This window comes from Pseudarthrobacter sp. TE3704, assembly GCF_056279405.1.
Genome location: NZ_JBWCCJ010000012.1, coordinates 55,055 through 71,767 on the forward strand (window position 1 = coordinate 55,055; position 16,713 = coordinate 71,767).

Genomic DNA, 16,713 nt, shown 5'->3' on the forward strand with positions numbered 1-16,713 from the left:
CCTCAGGACCTGTCCAACCCGCCTTCCTACGGTCGAAGCCATGGACAACATCTCACGCAGATCCCTGATCTCCGCTGGCCTCGGGGCCGGCCTTGTCGCCGCCCTGCCCACTGCCGCCGTAGCTGTTTCAACAGCCGACGACGCCGGCCTCCACACCGATCCCTTCCTGCTCGGCATCGCCTCCGGCGAACCATGGCCGGACGGCTTCGTGATCTGGACCCGGCTCGCCCTGGACCCGCTGGCCGAAGACGGCCTGGGCGGCATGCCCTCCCGCAACGTCGCGGTCGCCTGGGAAGTGGCAGAGGACGCCGGCATGCGCACCATCGTTGCCCGCGGCGTCGAACACGCCCGGATCGAAACCGCCCACTCCGTTCACGTGGAGCTCCGCGGCCTGCGCCCGGGCCGCGAGTACTTCTACCGGTTCCGCACCGGCCGCCACGTCAGCGCCGTGGGCCGCACCCTCACCAGCCCGGCACTGCACGAGACGCCCGCCGCGCTGGCCATGGCCTTCGCCAGCTGCTCGCAGTACGAGCACGGCTACTTCACCGCCTACACCCGCCTGGCCGAAGACCGCCCGGACCTGGTGCTGCATCTGGGCGACTACCTGTACGAATACAAGAAGGACAGCTACGTGATCGGCGGCGGCAACCCGCGCGACCACCAGGGCCCGGAGACCAGCACCCTGCAGGGCTACCGGCAGCGGCACGCGCAGTACAAGTCCGACGCCGACCTGCAGGCCGCGCACGCGATCGCACCATGGCTGGTGGTGTGGGATGACCACGAGGTGGACAACAACTGGGCGGACGAGGTCCCGGAGAACACCGACGCCGGGCAGCTGAACGACACAACGGAGCGGTTCCGGCAGCGCCGTGCCGCCGCGTTCCAGGCGTACTACGAGAACATGCCGCTGCGGGCGTCGTCCGTGCCGGCCGGGTTCGACATGAAGATCTACCGCACCATCCAGTGGGGCCAGCTGGCCAACTTCCACATGATGGATACCCGGCAGTACCGCGACGACCAGCTCGCCGGGGACGGCTGGAAGAAGAACGTGGCCGAACGCCTAGCCGAGGACCGCACCATCACCGGCGCCGAGCAGGAGAAGTGGCTGCTGGACGGGTTCAGGAATTCCACGCAGCGCTGGGACATCCTGGGCCAGCAGGTGTTCTTCGCCGAACGTGACCGGGCGCAGGCCACTGCGGTGGACGACGTGTCGATGGACGGCTGGGACGGGTATGCAGCCTCCCGCCGCCGCATCACGCAGGGCTGGCTGGACGCGAAGGTGCGCAACGCCGTCGTCCTCACCGGCGACGTGCACCGCAACTGGGCCAACGACCTCAAGGTGGACTACAAGGATCCCGCCTCCCCGGTGGTCGGCTCGGAGCTGGTGTGCACCTCCATCACCTCCACGGGCAACGGCACCGGCTCCACCACGGATCCGGTGATGGCATGGAACCCGCACCTGAAGTTCTACAACGACAACCGCGGCTACGTGAACACGAAGATCACCAAGGACGCGATGACTGCTGACTTCCGGACGCTGGATTACGTCACGACGCCGGGCGCTCCGGTTTCGACCAAGGCCTCGTTCCGGATCCAGGACGGCGTGCCGGGGCTGCAGTAGCTGCGGCCGAAAGGCTGTGGGGCGGTCAGCAATCTTCGTTGGCCGCCCTACCCGTGTCTGACGTGCCGAGATACCCACAAAGCCCAAGCAAGGAGGCGTGGTAGTCGGCAATCGCTTATCCCTTGACGGAACTGAACGCGCCCTGTAACAGTTAGGCGTGGGCGGATCGATGGAGAACCCCGGACGGACGGGCGAGGCGTCAATCCCCGGCGGGCGCCCCCAAGATTCCGCAGAGCCGCCGCCACTCCTGGAAGTCCGTGGACTGACCAAAAGTTTCTTCGGGATTCCCGTTCTGGAAGACGCCCACCTTACCCTTCGCCGTGGCCAGGTCCACGGGCTCGTGGGCGAAAACGGCGCGGGGAAATCCACCCTGATGAAAGTGCTCGCCGGCGTCTACCAGCCGGACGCGGGAACAGTCCTTCTGGACGGCCGGGAAGTCAGTTTCAGCCACCCTACGAAAGCCCACGAAGCCGGTCTGTCGTCGGTATTCCAGGAGTTTAATCTCCTTCCCGACCGGACGGTGGCCGAGAACATCTACCTGGGCCGGGAGCCCCGCCGCGGAGTCCTGGTGAACAAGGCACTGATGAACGCGAAAACGGCGGAACTGCTTGAGTCGCTCGGGATCACCGCCATCCGGCCCACCGCGCAGGTGCGGACCCTGACCGTTGCTGAGCAGCAGGTAGTGGAGATTGCGAAAGCTGTCAGCTACGACGCCCGGATCGTTTCCATGGACGAGCCCACCGCCGCACTGGCCGGCGCTGAAGTTGAGCTGCTCTACCAGATCGTGTCCCGCCTCCGGGAACGTGGAACGGCCATCCTCTATGTCTCCCACCGGCTTCGGGAGCTCTTCGACCTGTGCGACGTCATCACCGTCCTGAAGGACGGCCGCGTGGTCAGCACCGGCCCCGCCTCCGAACTCGACGACACAAGGCTGGTCCGGCTGATGGTGGGCCGGCCCATTTCAGCCTTCTTCCCGGACAAACTGGCCCCTGAGGACAGCGGCGCTGAGGTCGCCGCAAGTCCGATCCTCGAACTGCACGATGCCGGAAACGGCCAGCTGGACGGGATCAGCTTCAGCGTCCAGCCGGGTGAGATTGTGGGGCTGGCCGGTCTCCAGGGCTCCGGCCGGACCGAGCTGCTGCACGCCATTTTCGGTGCCGCCCCCTTTACCCGCGGCACCATGAAGGTGGAAGGCCGTGAAGTGGCACCCAAGTCACCGCGGGAGGGGGTCCGGGCGCGGATGGCCCTCATCACGGAAGACCGCAAGGCTGAGGGCCTGAGCCTGAACCAGTCCATCCTGAACAACGCGCTGACCGTCATCAGATCGGTTTTCCCGCGCCGCACCGGGACGGCCCGGACCGAGATCCCCGGCGTGTTTTCCTCCCTGGAAGTCGTGGCCCGGGACCTGGACCAGGAGGTGCAGTACCTCTCCGGCGGGAACCAGCAGAAAGTGGTCCTTGCCAAGTGGCTGGCCATCCGCCCCCGCCTGGTCCTGCTGGATGAACCGACCCGCGGCATCGACGTGGGAGCCAAAGTGGCGGTGTACCGGCTGATGCGCAAGCTGGCAGCAGAGGGCAAAGCCATCCTGATGGTCTCCAGCGAGTTGCCTGAGGTCATCGGCATGTCGGACCGGATCCTGGTGATGCGCGACGGGCGCCTGGCTGGCGAGCTTCCGGCCGGAACGTCCGAGGAAGCCGTCCTGCAGCTGGGAACGGGCGCCAGGACCGCATCTGGAGGAGGAGCATGAAACAACGGGGCAGCTTCTTCGACCGCCTGTCCTCCACGCAGATCGTCTACCTGGTGGCCCTGCTGACCCTGATCGTGGGCGCCGTTCTCGTCAGCACTGTCGGGAGGAACTTCTTCAGCCAGGGCAACATCTCCAGCATCCTGACCGGAACCAGCGTCCTCGGTTTCATCGCGATCGGACAGACGCTGGTCATCCTGGCAGGCAGCCTGGACCTCTCGGTTCCCTACGTCGCCAGCCTCGCCAGCCTTATTGCCGCGGGGGTAATGGCCAACAACCCGGGCAACGTCCTGCCCGGGGTCCTGCTCACGTTGGGTGCCGCGGCCATCATCGGCCTGGCGAACGGGCTGATCGTGGCCCGCCTCAACGTGCACGGGTTCATCGCGACGCTGGGCATGGGCCTGATCATCAGCGGCTACCTTGCGACCAATTTCAAGGGCAGCTTCGGGCAGACCCCGCTCTCGTTCCGGCTGATCGGGGCGACCGGCCTGGGACCAGTTCCCATCTCGACCATCATTATGCTGGCCTGCGCGGGCCTGGCCATGCTGCTGCTCCACCGCACCCGGATGGGCCACCACCTCTATGCGGTGGGTGGTGACATTTCCGTGGCCCGCACCTCGGGAATCCGCATCGACTTGCCGGTGATCACGGCCCATGTGATCTGCTCGCTGCTGGCAGGAATGGCGGGGCTGCTCCTCGCCAGCCGGCTGGGGGTGGGCAGCCCGACGGTGGGTTCCCAGGGCGGGTACGACCTGCTTTCCATCGCCGCTGTGGTCCTCGGCGGCACCTTGCTGGCCGGCGGCAAAGGGACCATCACCGGCACCCTGGGCGGCGTCCTCATTTTCGCCATGCTGGACAACATCATGTCCGTCATGCAGATCAACCCCTTCCTCAAGGACGTGGTCAGGGGCGTGGTGATCGTCGTCGCCGTCGCCGTGTACGCCCGCCGCAGGATCGTTAACAGACCTGAGCGGTTCAATTCGAAGGGCCCGGCGGAAGCGCCTGCCGCACAGTCTGCACCGGCGGAGGCGCCATGAGCACGGTACTGCCCTCCGACCGCAGTGCGGTCCTGCGGCAAAACCGCGCCGGCAGGTCCCAGCGGCTCCTGCGGGCTCTGCGCACCCCCGGCGGCGCCGTTTTCATCCTGTTGATCGGGCTCCTGGCGGCCATCATCGCGCTGAACCCCTCCTTCGGGGAGCCCGGCTCCTTCATCCGGTTCATCGGCAGGACAGCGCCAATTGCCATCGCCGCCATCGGCCAGTACTTCGTCATTGTGGGCGGCGAATTCGACTTGTCCATGGGATCAGTGGTGACCATGCAGGTCATCGTTGCCGGCAACCTCATCCGGCAGGACGACTCCAGGGTGATCCCGGTCCTGATCCTGATGTTTGTGCTCGGCGCCTTCATCGGGCTGGTGAACGGACTGATCACAACGCTCCTGAAGGTGCCCAGCTTCATTGTGACGCTGGGCATGATGCTGGCCCTGCTCGGGCTGGTCCTCTACTGGACCGGTGGCGCGGCCCAGGGAAACCCGGCGGACAGCTTCCGCCAGATCGGGCGTGGCGGGATCCAGGACGTCCCTGTCCTGGACATCATTCCCTACCCGGTCATCATCCTGGCGGCGGTGGCCATCCTGGCGGTCGTCCTCATGCGCCGCCCCTTTGGCCGCATGCTCATCGCCGTCGGAGACAACCCGAGGGCTGCTGAACTGTCCGGTTCCCGCGTCTGGTGGGTGCGGACGCGGGCGTTCATCATCTCGTCCCTGTCGGCCACCGTGGCCGGCATCCTGCTCGTGGGCTATGCCGGAGTCCACCCGTCCGTGGGGCGGGGCTACGAGTTCACGGCGATTACCGCCGTCGTGCTCGGTGGCGTGGTGCTGGGAGGCGGACGCGGCTGGGTGCTGTCCGCGGCAGCCGGCGCGTTCGCCCTTGAGGCGCTGTTCACCCTCCTGAACTTCATGGGGGTCCAGGCCACGTGGCGGGACACCGTCCAGGGGGCCATCATCATTATCGCTGTGGCAGCAGCGTCCAAGTCATGGCAGCGAAAACGCAAGGGAGCCACATCCGCTGCCCATGACGAACGGCACCAGCTAAGCGCAGCACCCATGCCCCGCGAGGGCACCGAACAAGGAGGAGATCGAGTCTGATGCGCAAACACTCTATCCGCGCTGTCGCGCTTGGGGCGGCGTTGCCGCTGGTGGTGCTGACTGCCTGTACCACCACGGATCCGTCGGTTACCGAAACGACCGCACCGGGCACCGGCTCACCGGCGGCAACCACTCCGGCCAGCCAGGACTGGTTTGACCAGAAGCTGTACGATGACCAGTTTGAGCAACGCTCGGCGTCCTTTGAAGGGAACGCGGAGCAGCCTTACCTGCAGTACATTGCCGGTGACATGACGGACACGGCGAAGTTCGCCTCCTCCGGGGCGAAGAAGGTCTGCTTCGCCAATGCCTCCATCTCGAACCCGTGGCGCCAGACCGGCTGGATCACCATGAACCAGCAGCTCAAGGTCCTGCAGGACTCGGGGGCCATTTCGGAGATGGAAACCCGGGATGCCAAGGACAACGACAACACTCAGATCGCGGACATCGACTACTTCATCGATGAGGGAAACTGCGATGCGTTCGTCATCTCACCCAACTCGACGGCGGCCCTGACCCAAGCCGTGGAACGCGCCTGCGAGACGGGCAAGCCGGTGGTTGTCTTTGACCGCGGGGTGGAAACCGACTGCGCCACCACGTTCATCCACCCGATCGGCGGCTTTGCCTGGGGCATCGACACCGCCACGTTCCTGACCGACAAGCTGCAGTCCGGCGACAAGGTGGTGGCCCTCCGCATCCTTCCAGGCGTGGACGTGCTGGAACACCGCTGGGCGGCAGCAAAGAAGATCTTTGAGGAGAAGGGCATCGAGGCCAAGGACTACTTCACCGGGGCTGACCCCACCGAGATCAAGAAAATCATCTCCGATGAACTGGCCACGGGCGACGTCAAGGGTGTGTGGATGGACGCCGGCGACGGTGCGGTGGCTGCCCTTGAGGCTTTCGAGGATGCCGGCAAGGACCTTCCGGTGATGACCGGCGAGGATGAGATGAGCTTCCTGACCAAGTGGAAGGAAACCGGCATCGATGCCATGGCCCCTGTCTACTCCAACTTCCAGTGGCGGACCCCGCTGCTGGCCGTGGAAAAGATCTTCAAGGGTGAGCAGGTCCCGGCGGAATGGATTCTCCCGCAGAAGCCCATCCTCGCGGACGAGCTGGATTCCTGGCTGGAGCGCAACCAGGGGATGCCCGGCGGCCACTACGCCAAGTTCGGCGGAGAGGACCTTCCCGGCTACCCGCAGGTCTGGCAGCAGCGGCAGATTCCCTAAGCCTGCCGTGCGGGCGGCGTTGAAGGGAGCGGCGTGAAGCGTCCCATCGGGATCAGCACCTGGGTCTGGGAGTCTCCCCTGGCCGATGCCAACCTGGGCGGACACCTTGCGAAGATCGCCGCGTTGGGGTTTGACGCCGTCGAACTCCCGCTGGAAAACGCCGGCGACTTCACCGCCCCCGTGGTGCGCGAAGCCTTGGAGTCCACCGGACTCAGTCCGTTTCTCGTCGGTGCCATGGCGCCGGGGCGGGACCTCGTGTCCGCGGCCCCGGCGTCTGTGGAAAGGACGCAGGCCTACCTTCTGGACTGCATCAGCATGGCCGGCAGCATCGGTTCGCCCACTGTGTGCGGTCCGTTCTACGCTCAGACCGGCCGGGTCTGGCGGATGTCGCCCGGGCAGCGGCGGAAGGCCTACGCCGAGCTGCGCCGGAACCTGGAGCCGGTGGCGGCCGGGGCCGTTGAAGCGGGCGTGGTGCTGGGCATTGAACCGCTGAACCGGTATGAAACGTCGCTGATCAACACCGTGGACCAGGCGCTCGAGGCGCTGGAGCCGTTGCTGGGCAACGGCGTCGGGATTGCCCTGGACAGCTACCACCTTCATATCGAGGAGCGTTCGCTGGCCGCCGCGGTCCGGGCGGCCGGCGAACACGTGGTTCATGTGCAGGTGTGCGGGAACGACCGCGGTGCACCCGGCGGGGACCAGACCGACTGGGAAGGCTTCCTGCAGGCCCTGGACGAGGTGGGCTACAGTGGACCGCTGAACATTGAAAGTTTCACCGCGGACAATGCGGCGATTGCCGTTGCGGCCTCGATTTGGCGGCCGCTCGCCCCCAGCCAGGATGAGCTGGCTGCCAGCGGCCTGGCATTCCTGCGCAGCGTTTCCGCCGGGCGCGCCGCCGACGCCGACGGTTCAGGCGTCCCGTCCTGAGGGCCTCCCCCGGTTATCCGACGGGTTCAAGGGGACTTGAACCCGTAATCAAGTGCGTCGCTTCATCGAGTATGAGTGCAATGTTGCGGGGGTCGTGGGCGAAACGGCCCAAAAACAACCCGTCCACGTGGGGGTAGAGCCGCGGCAATAGCCCTGGTCCGGCGCTGCCGCCGTACAACAGGGTGTGCTCGATGTCCAGGCCCTGCCGGAGGTGATCCGCCACAGCGCAGACGTAGCGTGGGTCTGCGGGTTGGGATGCGCCGATTGCCCAGAGAGGCTCATAAGCGATGACCGGCCGTGGCCCTTGCGGATCGATGTTCGCAACCCCGATCTGCTCCAAGCAGAACCGGGCCGCTTCTTCCGGTCCTTGCTGTCGCTCTTCACCCACGCAGAGCAGGGGCCGCAGCCCGTTGCGCTGGGCTGCGGCAACCTTTCGAGCCACCACGGCGTCGTCCTCGCCAAAGAGGCGGCGCCGCTCAGCGTGGCCGATCTCCACCATGGCCACCCCCATTTCGGCCAGGAACGCCGGGCTCACTTCACCTGTGAGGGCCCCGGCGTCCTGGTCGGAGGCGTTCTGCGCCGCAACGTGAACCTGCGTCCCGCGGGTGAGCGCGAGCGTGGCTTCCAGGACGGGGAATGAGGGTGCCACGAAGAGCTTCACCTGGCCGGTCTGCACTTCCCTGCTGGCGGAGGCAAGTGCGGTGACGGCCTCCAGCCATACCTTGGATGTTTCGTAGCCAAGGTACATCTTGGTGCTGATGCCGATGGTGATGCCCTCCGTGGCCATGTCAGACGGCCACCTTTGCAGCACGGATGCGGGAGCCGACGGCGACGGCAAGTTCGAACGCGTGTTCCGTTGCGCCGAGGTTGGCGATGTTTTGTCCGACGATGTCGAAGGCGGTGCCGTGGGCGGGGGTCGCGATCACGATGGGAAGGCCGCCCTGGATGGTCACGCCGCGGTCGAAGCCGATGAGCTTCATGGCGATCTGCCCCTGGTCGTGGTACATCGTCACCACCCCGTCAAAGTCTCCGCGCTTGGCGGCGAGGAAAACGGTATCGGACGGGAATGGCCCTGCAGCGTCGATTCCTTCTCCGCGGGCGTCTTCGATTCCCGGGGCGATGTGGTCAATTTCCTCACGGCCGAAGTTTCCGTTTTCGCCGGCGTGCGGGTTCAGCGCGCACACCGCAATCCGTGGATTCTCCAACCCGGAATCCGAGAGAACAGAATGCAGCAGCCTGATGGCGTTGGTGACGTTCGTCGCGGTGATCCGCTCTGCCACTTCGCTGATGGGAATGTGGGAGGTGACCCTGGCCGTCCATAGGCCGGGAAGGACGTTCAGTTCACTGGTAGTGCCGTCAAAGTTCAGCTCCTTGGCGAACCACCGCAGCTCGTCTTCTTCCTTCATTCCGCCAAGCTTGAGGCTCGTCTTGTTCAGCGGGGTGAAGAGGATGGCTTCAACCTCGCCGGCGTTCGCCATGGCCACCGCTCGGGTGAGCTGGTGGAGGGTTCGGGCGCCGGCTTCCTGGGACACCTGCTTGGCCGGGATGGGCTCAACCGGCGCTGAGGCGTCGTCGAGGAGTACGGCGAACCCGGGCTGGGGGGTGTCACTGAGCGGGATCGTTACCCCCGCTGCCTGTGCGGCTGCTTCGAGTTCGGCGGCATCGGCGAGAACGTAGACCTCGGCTACCTGCGTGGTTTCCGGCTTGGCCAGGAGTTTGACAGCGAGCTCCGGGCCTACGCCGGCGGGGTCGCCAAGGGTCAGTGCGATGCGTGGGAGCTGGGACGTGGAGTTCATGCTGTTACTTCCTCATAGGAGCAGATGGCGTCGACCTTGCTGGCTGACGCGGAGGCGGGGTTGAAGGTGTAGGTCAGCCATTCGGCTGCCAGGCGGCGCGCGAGTTCAAGCCCGATCACGCGTTGTCCCAGGGTGAGGATCTGGGCGTTGTTGCTCAGGATGAGCCGCTCAACCGAGTAGCTGTCGTGCGCTGTTGCAGCCCGGACGCCTTTGACTTTGTTGGCTGCGATGGCGACACCCAGGCCGGTGCCGCAGATGAGCAGGCCCCGGTCCGCCTCCCCGTCGGCGATCTTGCGGGCAGCGTCCACGGCGACGTGCGGGTAGTCCGTAGATTCGTTGCCGGATACTCCGACGTCGATGACTTCCCCGACCAGGGGGTTGGCCAGCAGGTCTGCTTTGAGCGCTTCCTTGTATTCAAATCCGGCGTTGTCTGATCCAATGACGATCCGCAATCTATTTTCCATGGGTTCCTTCCTTCATCATGCTGTTACCGATGGTGGTGACTACCATCGCGAGGGATATGGCTCCGGCGTCGGGGTGGCCCAGGCTCTTTTCCGCCAGTGGACGTGCCCTGCCAAGGTTTGGCCTGAGGTCCGCGGTGGCCGCTGCGGCGGCGGTGGCTGCTGCGGCGGCTTTTTCCCAGGCGTGGTCCAGCGTCAGCCCATCATTGAGCCCGGCCCTCAGCGTGTCCGCGAACGGAACAAAGGCATCAATCATTGTTTTGTCACCTGGTTCTGCCTTCCCGAGCGTGCGCATGGCCAGCAGTCCCGCATCGACGGCGTCCAGGGCCGTCTGCTGGGTCAGTTCTGAACGTTGCAGGAGGGACGCTGATGCAGCGCAGATGGCAGCGCCCCAGAGGGCTCCGGAGGTTCCGCCGGCTTGCTCAGCCCAGGCTTCGCCGGCGGCACGGGCAACGGCGGCGAGGCCGTCGCCGCCGGCTGCACTGTGTTCTGCTGCCCGTGCGGCCGCGGATGCGCCTCGTTGCATGCCGATGCCGTGGTCGCCGTCGCCGGCTATGGCGTCCAGGTCGCCGAGTTCCTGCTCGGCAGCGGTGAGGAGACTGTCTACCGCCCTGAACAGGCGGACGCCCAGCGGTGCTGCTGCCACCAGCGCTTCGCCCTCAGCCGGGGACTCGGCGTCGAGCGTGATGTCATCGTAAAAGTCCAGGTCCGGCTCCGAGCTGATGCTGCCTTTGCGGTAAGCGGGTGAGTCCGCCGGGGCCGCCCACAGGGCTTCAAGTTCGTCATCAAGCCAGAACAGGGTCAGGGAGACGCCCGCCATATCGAGGCTGGTCACCAGTTCGCCGCATTCAGGCTGCACAACCTCGAGGCCCTGGTCCCGCAGCCGTGCGTTGACCTTCCCGAACAGGACAAACAGTTCGTCGTATTTCACGGTGCCCAGGCCGTTGAGGAGGACGGCCACCCTGGTACCCGGATTCTCCGGGGTGTCCTTCAGCAGGGCCGTGACCAGGAGGTCGGCGAGCTCGTCGGGAGTGGGCAGTGGCACCTCGGAGATGCCCGGTTCGCCGTGGATGCCCATGCCGACGGCCATCATTCCCTCAGGGACAGTGAACAGCGGCTTGATGGCGCCCGGAAGGGTGCAGCCCGAGAAGGCGACGCCCAAACTCCGCGTGCGGTAGTTGGCAAGGCGGGCAATGCGCTCCACGTCGTCCAGGCTGTATCCGGCTTCAGCGGCCGCACCGGCAGCCTTGAAAACTGTCAGGTCGCCGGCGATGCCGCGGCGCTTGTGCAGTTCCTCCGGGCGTGCGCTGGCGATGTCGTCAGTCACGGCGATGGAGCGGACGTCCATTCCTGCTGCCCTCAGTTGTTCCTGCGCAAGGCCGAAGTGCAGGACGTCACCGGCATAGTTTCCGTATCCCAGGAGGACGCCGGCGCCACGGTGGACGGTCCTGGCGATGCGTGAAATTTGTGAGGCGGAGGGGGAAGCAAAGATGTTGCCGCAGACCGCTCCGGCTGCGAGCCCGGGGCCAACCAGGCCGGCGAAGGCAGGGTAGTGTCCCGATCCTCCCCCGACCACGAGGCCGACTCTTCCTTCCGGCATGACCGTCGAGCGGACCACACCGCCGTCCACCGCTTTGACGTAGCGGCTGTTGGCGGCTTCGAAACCTGTGAGCATGTCCGCCGCGAACGTGGCTGCATCTGACTGCAGGGCTGTCATGAGACCTTTTCCTTGAAGTAGGGGGCGGTGCTGCTTGCCGGCAGCGCGGATTCAAGCAGCGAGCGGAGGTAGCGCTGGTTCATGGCACTGACTCCCAGTCCGTCTCCGCCGTAGTGTTCGCAGCAGAACACTCCACTGAAGCCTGCCGCGAGTGCTTCCCGCACCGCGTGGCGGTAGTTGATGAATCCAAGTTCCAGCGGTGCGGGACTCGAAGTGATGGATCCCGTGTCCGGGTTTTCGTCCCGGAAGTAGTTTTTGACCTGCCAGTAATTGGCGTACGGCAGGGTCTTGTGCAGTATGTCCTGCCAGCTTTCGATGGGCCGGTGCAGCCTGACCAGGTTGCCGATGTCCGGGTTGATCCCCACGTTCGGCAGGCCGATGTCCTCGATGAGGCGGACGGCGCTGTCGGCGGTGCCAAGGTACGTGTCCTCGTAGAGTTCGAGGGAAACCAGCAGGCCGTACTCCGCGGCTCTCTTGCCGATGGTGCGGAACCGCTGCACGGCCAGTTGCCAGGTATCGGCATCACCGGGCGGATCACCGGCGCCTTCCGCGGTCCAGAACCACAGCCTTTGACGCTGCTCCGGCGTCAACGGCTGGTGCAGCCCCAGGGAAAGTACGCCTGAGCCGAGTTCGGCTGCCGCTTCCACTGAGCGCAGCGTGTAGTCGAGGTTGGCCTCGCCCGCCAGCGGATCCAGAACGCTGGTGCGGACCACGGACAGGACCGGGGCGGTGAGTCCGCATTCCTGAAGCGCTTCCTTGAACTCGGCCAGCCTGTGCGGAGCCAGGTTTGCCGGCTTCAGCCAACTGTCGGTGAGGTCGATGGCGTCGAAACCGACGCTGCGTACTTCGCGGAGGGTTTCCACCCATCCTTCAGCCTGCTGGTCCTGGACGGAGGTGCCGTCGGGTGCGGTGCCCGGGAACTGCAGCAGTGCAGCGGCGATGGGCCAGGTGGTGCTGTCATACATGGGTGAGATCCTTTGTGTCCGAAGCTTTGGCCTTGAACCGGCTCATGAGCCAGGGCCCCACGGCCAGCAGGACGGCAAGTAAGAGGATTGAGACGGAAATCGGGCTCTGGAACATGATCATGAAGTTTCCCTGGCCCAGGGCAGAGGTTTGCACCAACGACTTTTCCAGCAGCGGGCCGAGGACTACGCCCAGGACCAGCGGTGCGACCGGCAGGTCGAGTTCCTTCATGAAGAAGCCAACCAGGCCGAAGATGACTACCAGCCAGACGCTGAACATGTTGTTGCTGACCGAGTAGGCGCCTACGAGGCTTGTGAGGATGATGATCGGGTAAAGGTAGGCGTAGGGAATACGAAGCATCTGTGCGAAGACAGGTGCCAGCGGCAGGTTGAGAACCAGCAGCATCACGTTGCCGATGAAGAACGAGACGAGCAATCCCCAGACCAGCGTGGGCTGCTGTTCAAAGAGCAGCGGCCCGGGCTGGAGCCCGTAAATGGTGAAGGCGCCGAGGAGCACTGCCGTGGTGCCGCCGCCGGGGATACCGAGGGCAAGCGTGGGAACAAAGTTCGCGTTCGCGGCAGCGTTGTTGGCGCTCTCCGGTGAGGCAACGCCTTCAATGGCGCCCTTGCCGAAGTTGTCCTTGTTCTTGGAGACGCGTTTCTCCACACCGTAGGAGAGGAAGGAGGCCAAGGTCGATCCGGCACCCGGGAGGCAGCCGAGCAGGAACCCGATGAAGCTGCCCCGGAGGATGGACGGAACAGATTTGGTGAGGTCTTTGCGGCTGAGGACCATGTCCTTGAAGCGTGCCCGGATGGGGGCGGCAGCCCCTACACGGATCTGGTGGAGGACTTCGCCGAGGGCAAAGAGGCCGATCATGACTTCAACGAACGGGATGCCGCCGAGCAGGTTGACGTTGCCGAAGGTGAACCGGGCCTGGCTGAAGCCGGATGCAATGCCAACGGTGCTGATCAACAGGCCGGCTGCCGCCATCATGAGGCCCTTGGACATCGATCCGCCGGCGAAGCTCACCACGGTGACCAGGCCCAGGATCATGATGGCAAGATTCTCCACCGGTCCGAAGCTCAGGGCGAACTGTGCAAAGGGCGGCGCCAGCGCCATGAGCAGCGCCAGGGAAATGATCGCGGCAATAAAAGAACCGATGGCGGCGATGGCCAGGGCCGAACCGGCACGCCCCTGCCGGGCCATTTGGTAGCCGTCCAGGGTGGTGACCACACTCGCGGCTTCCCCGGGCGTTGAAATGAGCACAGAGGTGATGGTGCCGCCGTACTGGGCCCCGTAGTAGATACCGGCGAGCATGATGAGGGCCGTTACCGGCTCCATGCCCAGTGTCAGGGGAATGAGGATGGCGATGCCCGTGGTGGAACCGAGGCCTGGCATCAGGCCGATGACCGTGCCCACAAGAACACCCAGGAAGCACCACAGCAGGTTTTCGAAAGTCAGCGCGGTCGAAAACCCGAGCATGAGGTTGTCAAGCATTGAGTTCTCCTAGATTCCGAGGATGCCCTGGGGCAGCGGCACTCGGAGGAACAAGACGAAGACCGCGTACGTAGCGGCGAGGGTGACCACACTGACGGCGATCGACGGAAGAACTTTGCGCCGTTCCACCACTACGGCGACCACCACGAGCATCGCGGCGAAGGCGAGCATAAAGCCGAGAAGCGGGACCAGCAGGACCGTGGCAAGCATGATGCCAATGACGGTCCAAAGCATCTTGTCCCGTTGGCGTTGCGTCCGGCCGTAAATGTCCAGGTCGCCGCCGTTACCAGCCGGTTCCCCGGGAGCTTCCTCGTGGTCAAGGCCCGGTATGTGGTCCTCCACTACGCTCTCGAGGGTGGCGCCGTGCTTCTTCCCAGAGGTTACGACATTGACTGCGGCGAAGATTGCCATCAAGGCGCCCGCGATGGCCGGAAGGAAGCCTGGGCCGATCCGGCCGTCCTCACCCAGGAAGCCGTACCCGGCGCCGGCCACCGCGGTGGCGATGCCCAGGGCAATAATGACCCCGTTAGGGCCAAGTCTCTGCAGAGCGGAAGTCATAGTTACTTGCCCAGCACCTTGGTGAGGTCTTCAGCGTTCCCTGCCAGGTATGTCTTGAAGTCATCACCGTAGACCGCGGTGGCCTGCAGCAGGTTCTCCTCGATGTACTTTTTGTACCCGTCGGTCTCCTCGAATTTCTTGGCAGCGTCAATCCAGTACTGCTTCTGCTCGGCCGTGATGTTGCCCGGCGCGATGAAACCGCGGAACTGGGCAAAGGACACGTCGATGCCCTGCTCCGTAGCCGTGGGAATATCCTTCAGGGCCTCGAATTCGTACCGCTTGTCCGCGAGGGCGCACAGCGGCTTCAACGTGCCGGCTTCAAGTTGTCCAAGGACTTCGCCAGGGTTAACAGAAATGACGTCCACCTGGCCGCCCAGGAGACCGGCCACAACTTCATTGCCCGATTCGTAGGGAACCCGGTCGAACTTGATGCCTTCTTCCTTCTCAATCAAGGTGAAGACGATCTGGTCAAGGCTTGTTGAACCGGAGACAGCGGCAATAACCCGGCCACTGCCCGCGGCCTTGACCACGTCTTCGCAGGTCTTATAGGGCGAATCCGGCTTGACCGTGAGAAGCGTGTAGTCATCGCCCAGCTTCATGATCGGAGTGAAGCTCTCGTAGGTGAAGGGAACGTCCTGGGTCAGGGGCAGTGCGAGCATGGCAGTTTCCGTGGCAAGCAGGTGGTCCGGCTTGCCTTCCTGGGCGAGGAAACTCGCGTAGCCGACGGCTCCGGACCCGCCTTCCCGGTTCTCCGTGTTGATGTTGACGCCGGTGATGTCCTCCAGGCCGGAAGCTATCGCACGGCCGGAAAGATCGCTTCCGCCGCCGGCTCCGAACGGAACCACCATGGTCACGTCCCCTTTGGGAGTGAAGGCCTGGCCTGCAGCGGCATTGCCCGCGTTGGCCCCGCAACCTGTCAGGGCGAATAGCCCCACTGCGCAGAACCCGGTAACAGCTACTGCCTTCGAAACTTTCAACATCGTTGATCTCCTTTGACAACAAATGGAATGCGGAATCCCGCGAGTGGTAAGAATCCAAGATCCTATTGGATCTACGATCCAGTGTGACATCGGTCATGCCCAGATGCAAGATGGGCGTTTTTGTGGAGCTAGTTGTTAGACAGGTCTGCGTGCAGAGCGCGTGAGCGGGCGTTGGCTATGTGCGCCGCCATCGCCTGTGCGGCACCCTCTATGTCGCCCCGCTGAAAGGCAACCAGCACGGCTTCGTGCTCGGCGAGGGCCAAAGCTGTGTCGCTGGATCCCTCGGTGGCGCTCTGCCGCATGCGGTGCGTGTGGGTGCTTGCGGACTGTGCCATCTGGTGCAGGTAGCGGTTCCCGGAGTTCCGGAGGATGGTTTCGTGGAAGTTCCAGTCGGCCTCAAAATACTTGCGGTACCCGGCCGTTCGGTCGGCAACGTCAGTGCTTTCGAACAGCTCGGCCGCCTGCCGGTGCCGCTCGTGAGCCTCAGCCAGCGCCGGCAGCAACTCGTCCAGGTGGGCAGCTGCACGCTTAACGGCTGCCACCTCCACCACCTCCCGGGCATCGAAGAGTTCGTGCAACTGCTCCCCACTGAGTGGCGGAGCCACCTTGTAGCCCTTCAACGCAACGCGCCGCACGAGCCCGGTGTGCTCAAGTTGCACAAGGGCCTCGCGAACGGGGGTAGGCGAGACATCCAGGTGGCGTGCCAGCGAGTCGATATTTACGGAAGAATCCGGCTCCAGCCAGCCTCCAAGCAGGAGGTCGACAATGTAGTCGAAGACCTCATCCCGCAAAATACGTCGCGACAAGCCAAACCTCGGAGCCTCGGGAAGATTCTTCATGTCGGAATTCTATTCGTCGTGGGAACTTTCCAAGATCCTATTCGATTCTGCAGGCCCGGGCAGTTTGCGCCGGGTCTCCGCCCCTCAACACTCCGCCAGTGAGCCTGGCGGAGTGTCAAGGACGGCAAACCCAGCCCTGCGTCGACCTAGGGCGTGTCTCCTTATTGTCGTAGCCAGATCAGGGAAGCGTAGAGTGCGACGCCTGCCCGATAGGTGATGGCGAGTTTGTCGTATCGAGTGG

At 64.6% G+C, this 16,713-nt stretch carries 15 protein-coding genes; 6 read left to right on the forward strand and 9 right to left on the reverse strand.

Annotation, left to right across the window (positions count from 1 at the left end; all coding sequences use genetic code 11):
- Window positions 1–40 precede the first annotated feature (40 nt).
- The 6 genes from ACZ9BC_RS21795 (at window position 41) to ACZ9BC_RS21820 (ending at window position 7,661) form a co-directional block, all read left to right on the forward strand.
- On the forward strand, window positions 41–1,621 hold the full coding sequence (locus ACZ9BC_RS21795) for an alkaline phosphatase D family protein (protein WP_476247782.1): 1,581 nt from the start codon (window positions 41–43) through the stop codon (window positions 1,619–1,621).
- A 169-nt stretch (window positions 1,622–1,790) separates the two neighbouring features.
- Window positions 1,791–3,368, forward strand: coding sequence for a sugar ABC transporter ATP-binding protein (locus ACZ9BC_RS21800; protein WP_476247783.1), 1,578 nt, complete (start codon window positions 1,791–1,793; stop codon window positions 3,366–3,368).
- On the forward strand, window positions 3,365–4,402 hold the full coding sequence (locus ACZ9BC_RS21805; RefSeq protein WP_476247784.1) for an ABC transporter permease: 1,038 nt from the start codon (window positions 3,365–3,367) through the stop codon (window positions 4,400–4,402). Before ACZ9BC_RS21800 ends, ACZ9BC_RS21805 begins: the two co-directional genes overlap by 4 nt.
- A complete protein-coding gene (locus ACZ9BC_RS21810) occupies window positions 4,399–5,511 on the forward strand; it encodes an ABC transporter permease (protein ID WP_476247785.1) in 1,113 nt (370 codons plus the stop codon). Before ACZ9BC_RS21805 ends, ACZ9BC_RS21810 begins: the two co-directional genes overlap by 4 nt.
- On the forward strand, window positions 5,511–6,734 hold the full coding sequence (locus ACZ9BC_RS21815; protein ID WP_275729924.1) for a substrate-binding domain-containing protein: 1,224 nt from the start codon (window positions 5,511–5,513) through the stop codon (window positions 6,732–6,734). Before ACZ9BC_RS21810 ends, ACZ9BC_RS21815 begins: the two co-directional genes overlap by 1 nt.
- Window positions 6,735–6,767: 33 nt before the next feature.
- Complete coding sequence (locus tag ACZ9BC_RS21820; protein WP_476247786.1) at window positions 6,768–7,661, forward strand: sugar phosphate isomerase/epimerase family protein; 894 nt, start codon at window positions 6,768–6,770, stop codon at window positions 7,659–7,661.
- 13 nt (window positions 7,662–7,674) lie between these two features.
- Here ACZ9BC_RS21820 and ACZ9BC_RS21825 read toward each other — a convergent pair whose 3' ends face one another.
- The 9 genes from ACZ9BC_RS21825 to ACZ9BC_RS21865 all read right to left on the reverse strand — a co-directional run bounded on the left by ACZ9BC_RS21825 (window position 7,675) and on the right by ACZ9BC_RS21865 (window position 16,472).
- Entirely contained in the window at window positions 7,675–8,448 is a 774-nt protein-coding gene (locus ACZ9BC_RS21825) for a triose-phosphate isomerase family protein (protein ID WP_476247787.1), read from the reverse strand.
- A gap of 1 nt (window position 8,449) precedes the next feature.
- Window positions 8,450–9,457, reverse strand: a complete 1,008-nt coding sequence (locus ACZ9BC_RS21830) for a 4-hydroxythreonine-4-phosphate dehydrogenase PdxA (protein ID WP_476247788.1) — start codon at window positions 9,455–9,457, stop codon at window positions 8,450–8,452.
- Complete coding sequence (locus ACZ9BC_RS21835; protein ID WP_476247789.1) at window positions 9,454–9,921, reverse strand: ribose-5-phosphate isomerase; 468 nt, start codon at window positions 9,919–9,921, stop codon at window positions 9,454–9,456. The genes ACZ9BC_RS21830 and ACZ9BC_RS21835 overlap by 4 nt, the downstream gene beginning before the upstream one ends.
- Window positions 9,911–11,635 (reverse strand): dihydroxyacetone kinase family protein, encoded by a 1,725-nt coding sequence (locus ACZ9BC_RS21840; protein WP_476247790.1) that lies wholly within the window; start codon window positions 11,633–11,635, stop codon window positions 9,911–9,913. The genes ACZ9BC_RS21835 and ACZ9BC_RS21840 overlap by 11 nt, the downstream gene beginning before the upstream one ends.
- A complete protein-coding gene (locus tag ACZ9BC_RS21845; RefSeq protein WP_476247791.1) occupies window positions 11,632–12,600 on the reverse strand; it encodes a sugar phosphate isomerase/epimerase family protein in 969 nt (322 codons plus the stop codon). The genes ACZ9BC_RS21840 and ACZ9BC_RS21845 overlap by 4 nt, the downstream gene beginning before the upstream one ends.
- On the reverse strand, window positions 12,593–14,095 hold the full coding sequence (locus ACZ9BC_RS21850) for a tripartite tricarboxylate transporter permease (protein WP_476247792.1): 1,503 nt from the start codon (window positions 14,093–14,095) through the stop codon (window positions 12,593–12,595). Before ACZ9BC_RS21850 ends, ACZ9BC_RS21845 begins: the two co-directional genes overlap by 8 nt.
- A 9-nt stretch (window positions 14,096–14,104) precedes the next feature.
- Window positions 14,105–14,653, reverse strand: a complete 549-nt coding sequence (locus tag ACZ9BC_RS21855; RefSeq protein ID WP_476247793.1) for a tripartite tricarboxylate transporter TctB family protein — start codon at window positions 14,651–14,653, stop codon at window positions 14,105–14,107.
- Between the two features lie 2 nt (window positions 14,654–14,655).
- The gene (locus ACZ9BC_RS21860) at window positions 14,656–15,633 is read right to left on the reverse strand and encodes a tripartite tricarboxylate transporter substrate binding protein (RefSeq protein WP_476247794.1); all 978 of its coding nucleotides are present in this window, start codon (window positions 15,631–15,633) and stop codon (window positions 14,656–14,658) included.
- A 128-nt stretch (window positions 15,634–15,761) separates the two neighbouring features.
- Window positions 15,762–16,472: a GntR family transcriptional regulator gene (locus ACZ9BC_RS21865; protein WP_476247795.1), complete on the reverse strand. Its 711-nt coding sequence runs from the start codon at window positions 16,470–16,472 to the stop codon at window positions 15,762–15,764.
- Window positions 16,473–16,713: the final 241 nt, after the last annotated feature.

What these genes read in the sequence shown, in the direction of transcription:
- ACZ9BC_RS21795 (WP_476247782.1), top strand. Translation starts at nt 41, where the DNA reads ATGGACAACATCTCACGCAGATCCCTGATCTCCGCTGGCCTCGGGGCC.
- ACZ9BC_RS21800 (WP_476247783.1), top strand. Translation starts at nt 1,791, where the DNA reads ATGGAGAACCCCGGACGGACGGGCGAGGCGTCAATCCCCGGCGGGCGC.
- ACZ9BC_RS21805 (WP_476247784.1), top strand. Translation starts at nt 3,365, where the DNA reads ATGAAACAACGGGGCAGCTTCTTCGACCGCCTGTCCTCCACGCAGATC.
- ACZ9BC_RS21810 (WP_476247785.1), top strand. Translation starts at nt 4,399, where the DNA reads ATGAGCACGGTACTGCCCTCCGACCGCAGTGCGGTCCTGCGGCAAAAC.
- ACZ9BC_RS21815 (WP_275729924.1), top strand. Translation starts at nt 5,511, where the DNA reads ATGCGCAAACACTCTATCCGCGCTGTCGCGCTTGGGGCGGCGTTGCCG.
- ACZ9BC_RS21825 (WP_476247787.1), bottom strand. Translation starts at nt 8,448, where the DNA reads ATGGCCACGGAGGGCATCACCATCGGCATCAGCACCAAGATGTACCTT.
- ACZ9BC_RS21830 (WP_476247788.1), bottom strand. Translation starts at nt 9,457, where the DNA reads ATGAACTCCACGTCCCAGCTCCCACGCATCGCACTGACCCTTGGCGAC.
- ACZ9BC_RS21835 (WP_476247789.1), bottom strand. Translation starts at nt 9,921, where the DNA reads ATGGAAAATAGATTGCGGATCGTCATTGGATCAGACAACGCCGGATTT.
- ACZ9BC_RS21840 (WP_476247790.1), bottom strand. Translation starts at nt 11,635, where the DNA reads ATGACAGCCCTGCAGTCAGATGCAGCCACGTTCGCGGCGGACATGCTC.
- ACZ9BC_RS21845 (WP_476247791.1), bottom strand. Translation starts at nt 12,600, where the DNA reads ATGTATGACAGCACCACCTGGCCCATCGCCGCTGCACTGCTGCAGTTC.
- ACZ9BC_RS21850 (WP_476247792.1), bottom strand. Translation starts at nt 14,095, where the DNA reads ATGCTTGACAACCTCATGCTCGGGTTTTCGACCGCGCTGACTTTCGAA.
- ACZ9BC_RS21855 (WP_476247793.1), bottom strand. Translation starts at nt 14,653, where the DNA reads ATGACTTCCGCTCTGCAGAGACTTGGCCCTAACGGGGTCATTATTGCC.
- ACZ9BC_RS21860 (WP_476247794.1), bottom strand. Translation starts at nt 15,633, where the DNA reads ATGTTGAAAGTTTCGAAGGCAGTAGCTGTTACCGGGTTCTGCGCAGTG.
- ACZ9BC_RS21865 (WP_476247795.1), bottom strand. Translation starts at nt 16,472, where the DNA reads ATGAAGAATCTTCCCGAGGCTCCGAGGTTTGGCTTGTCGCGACGTATT.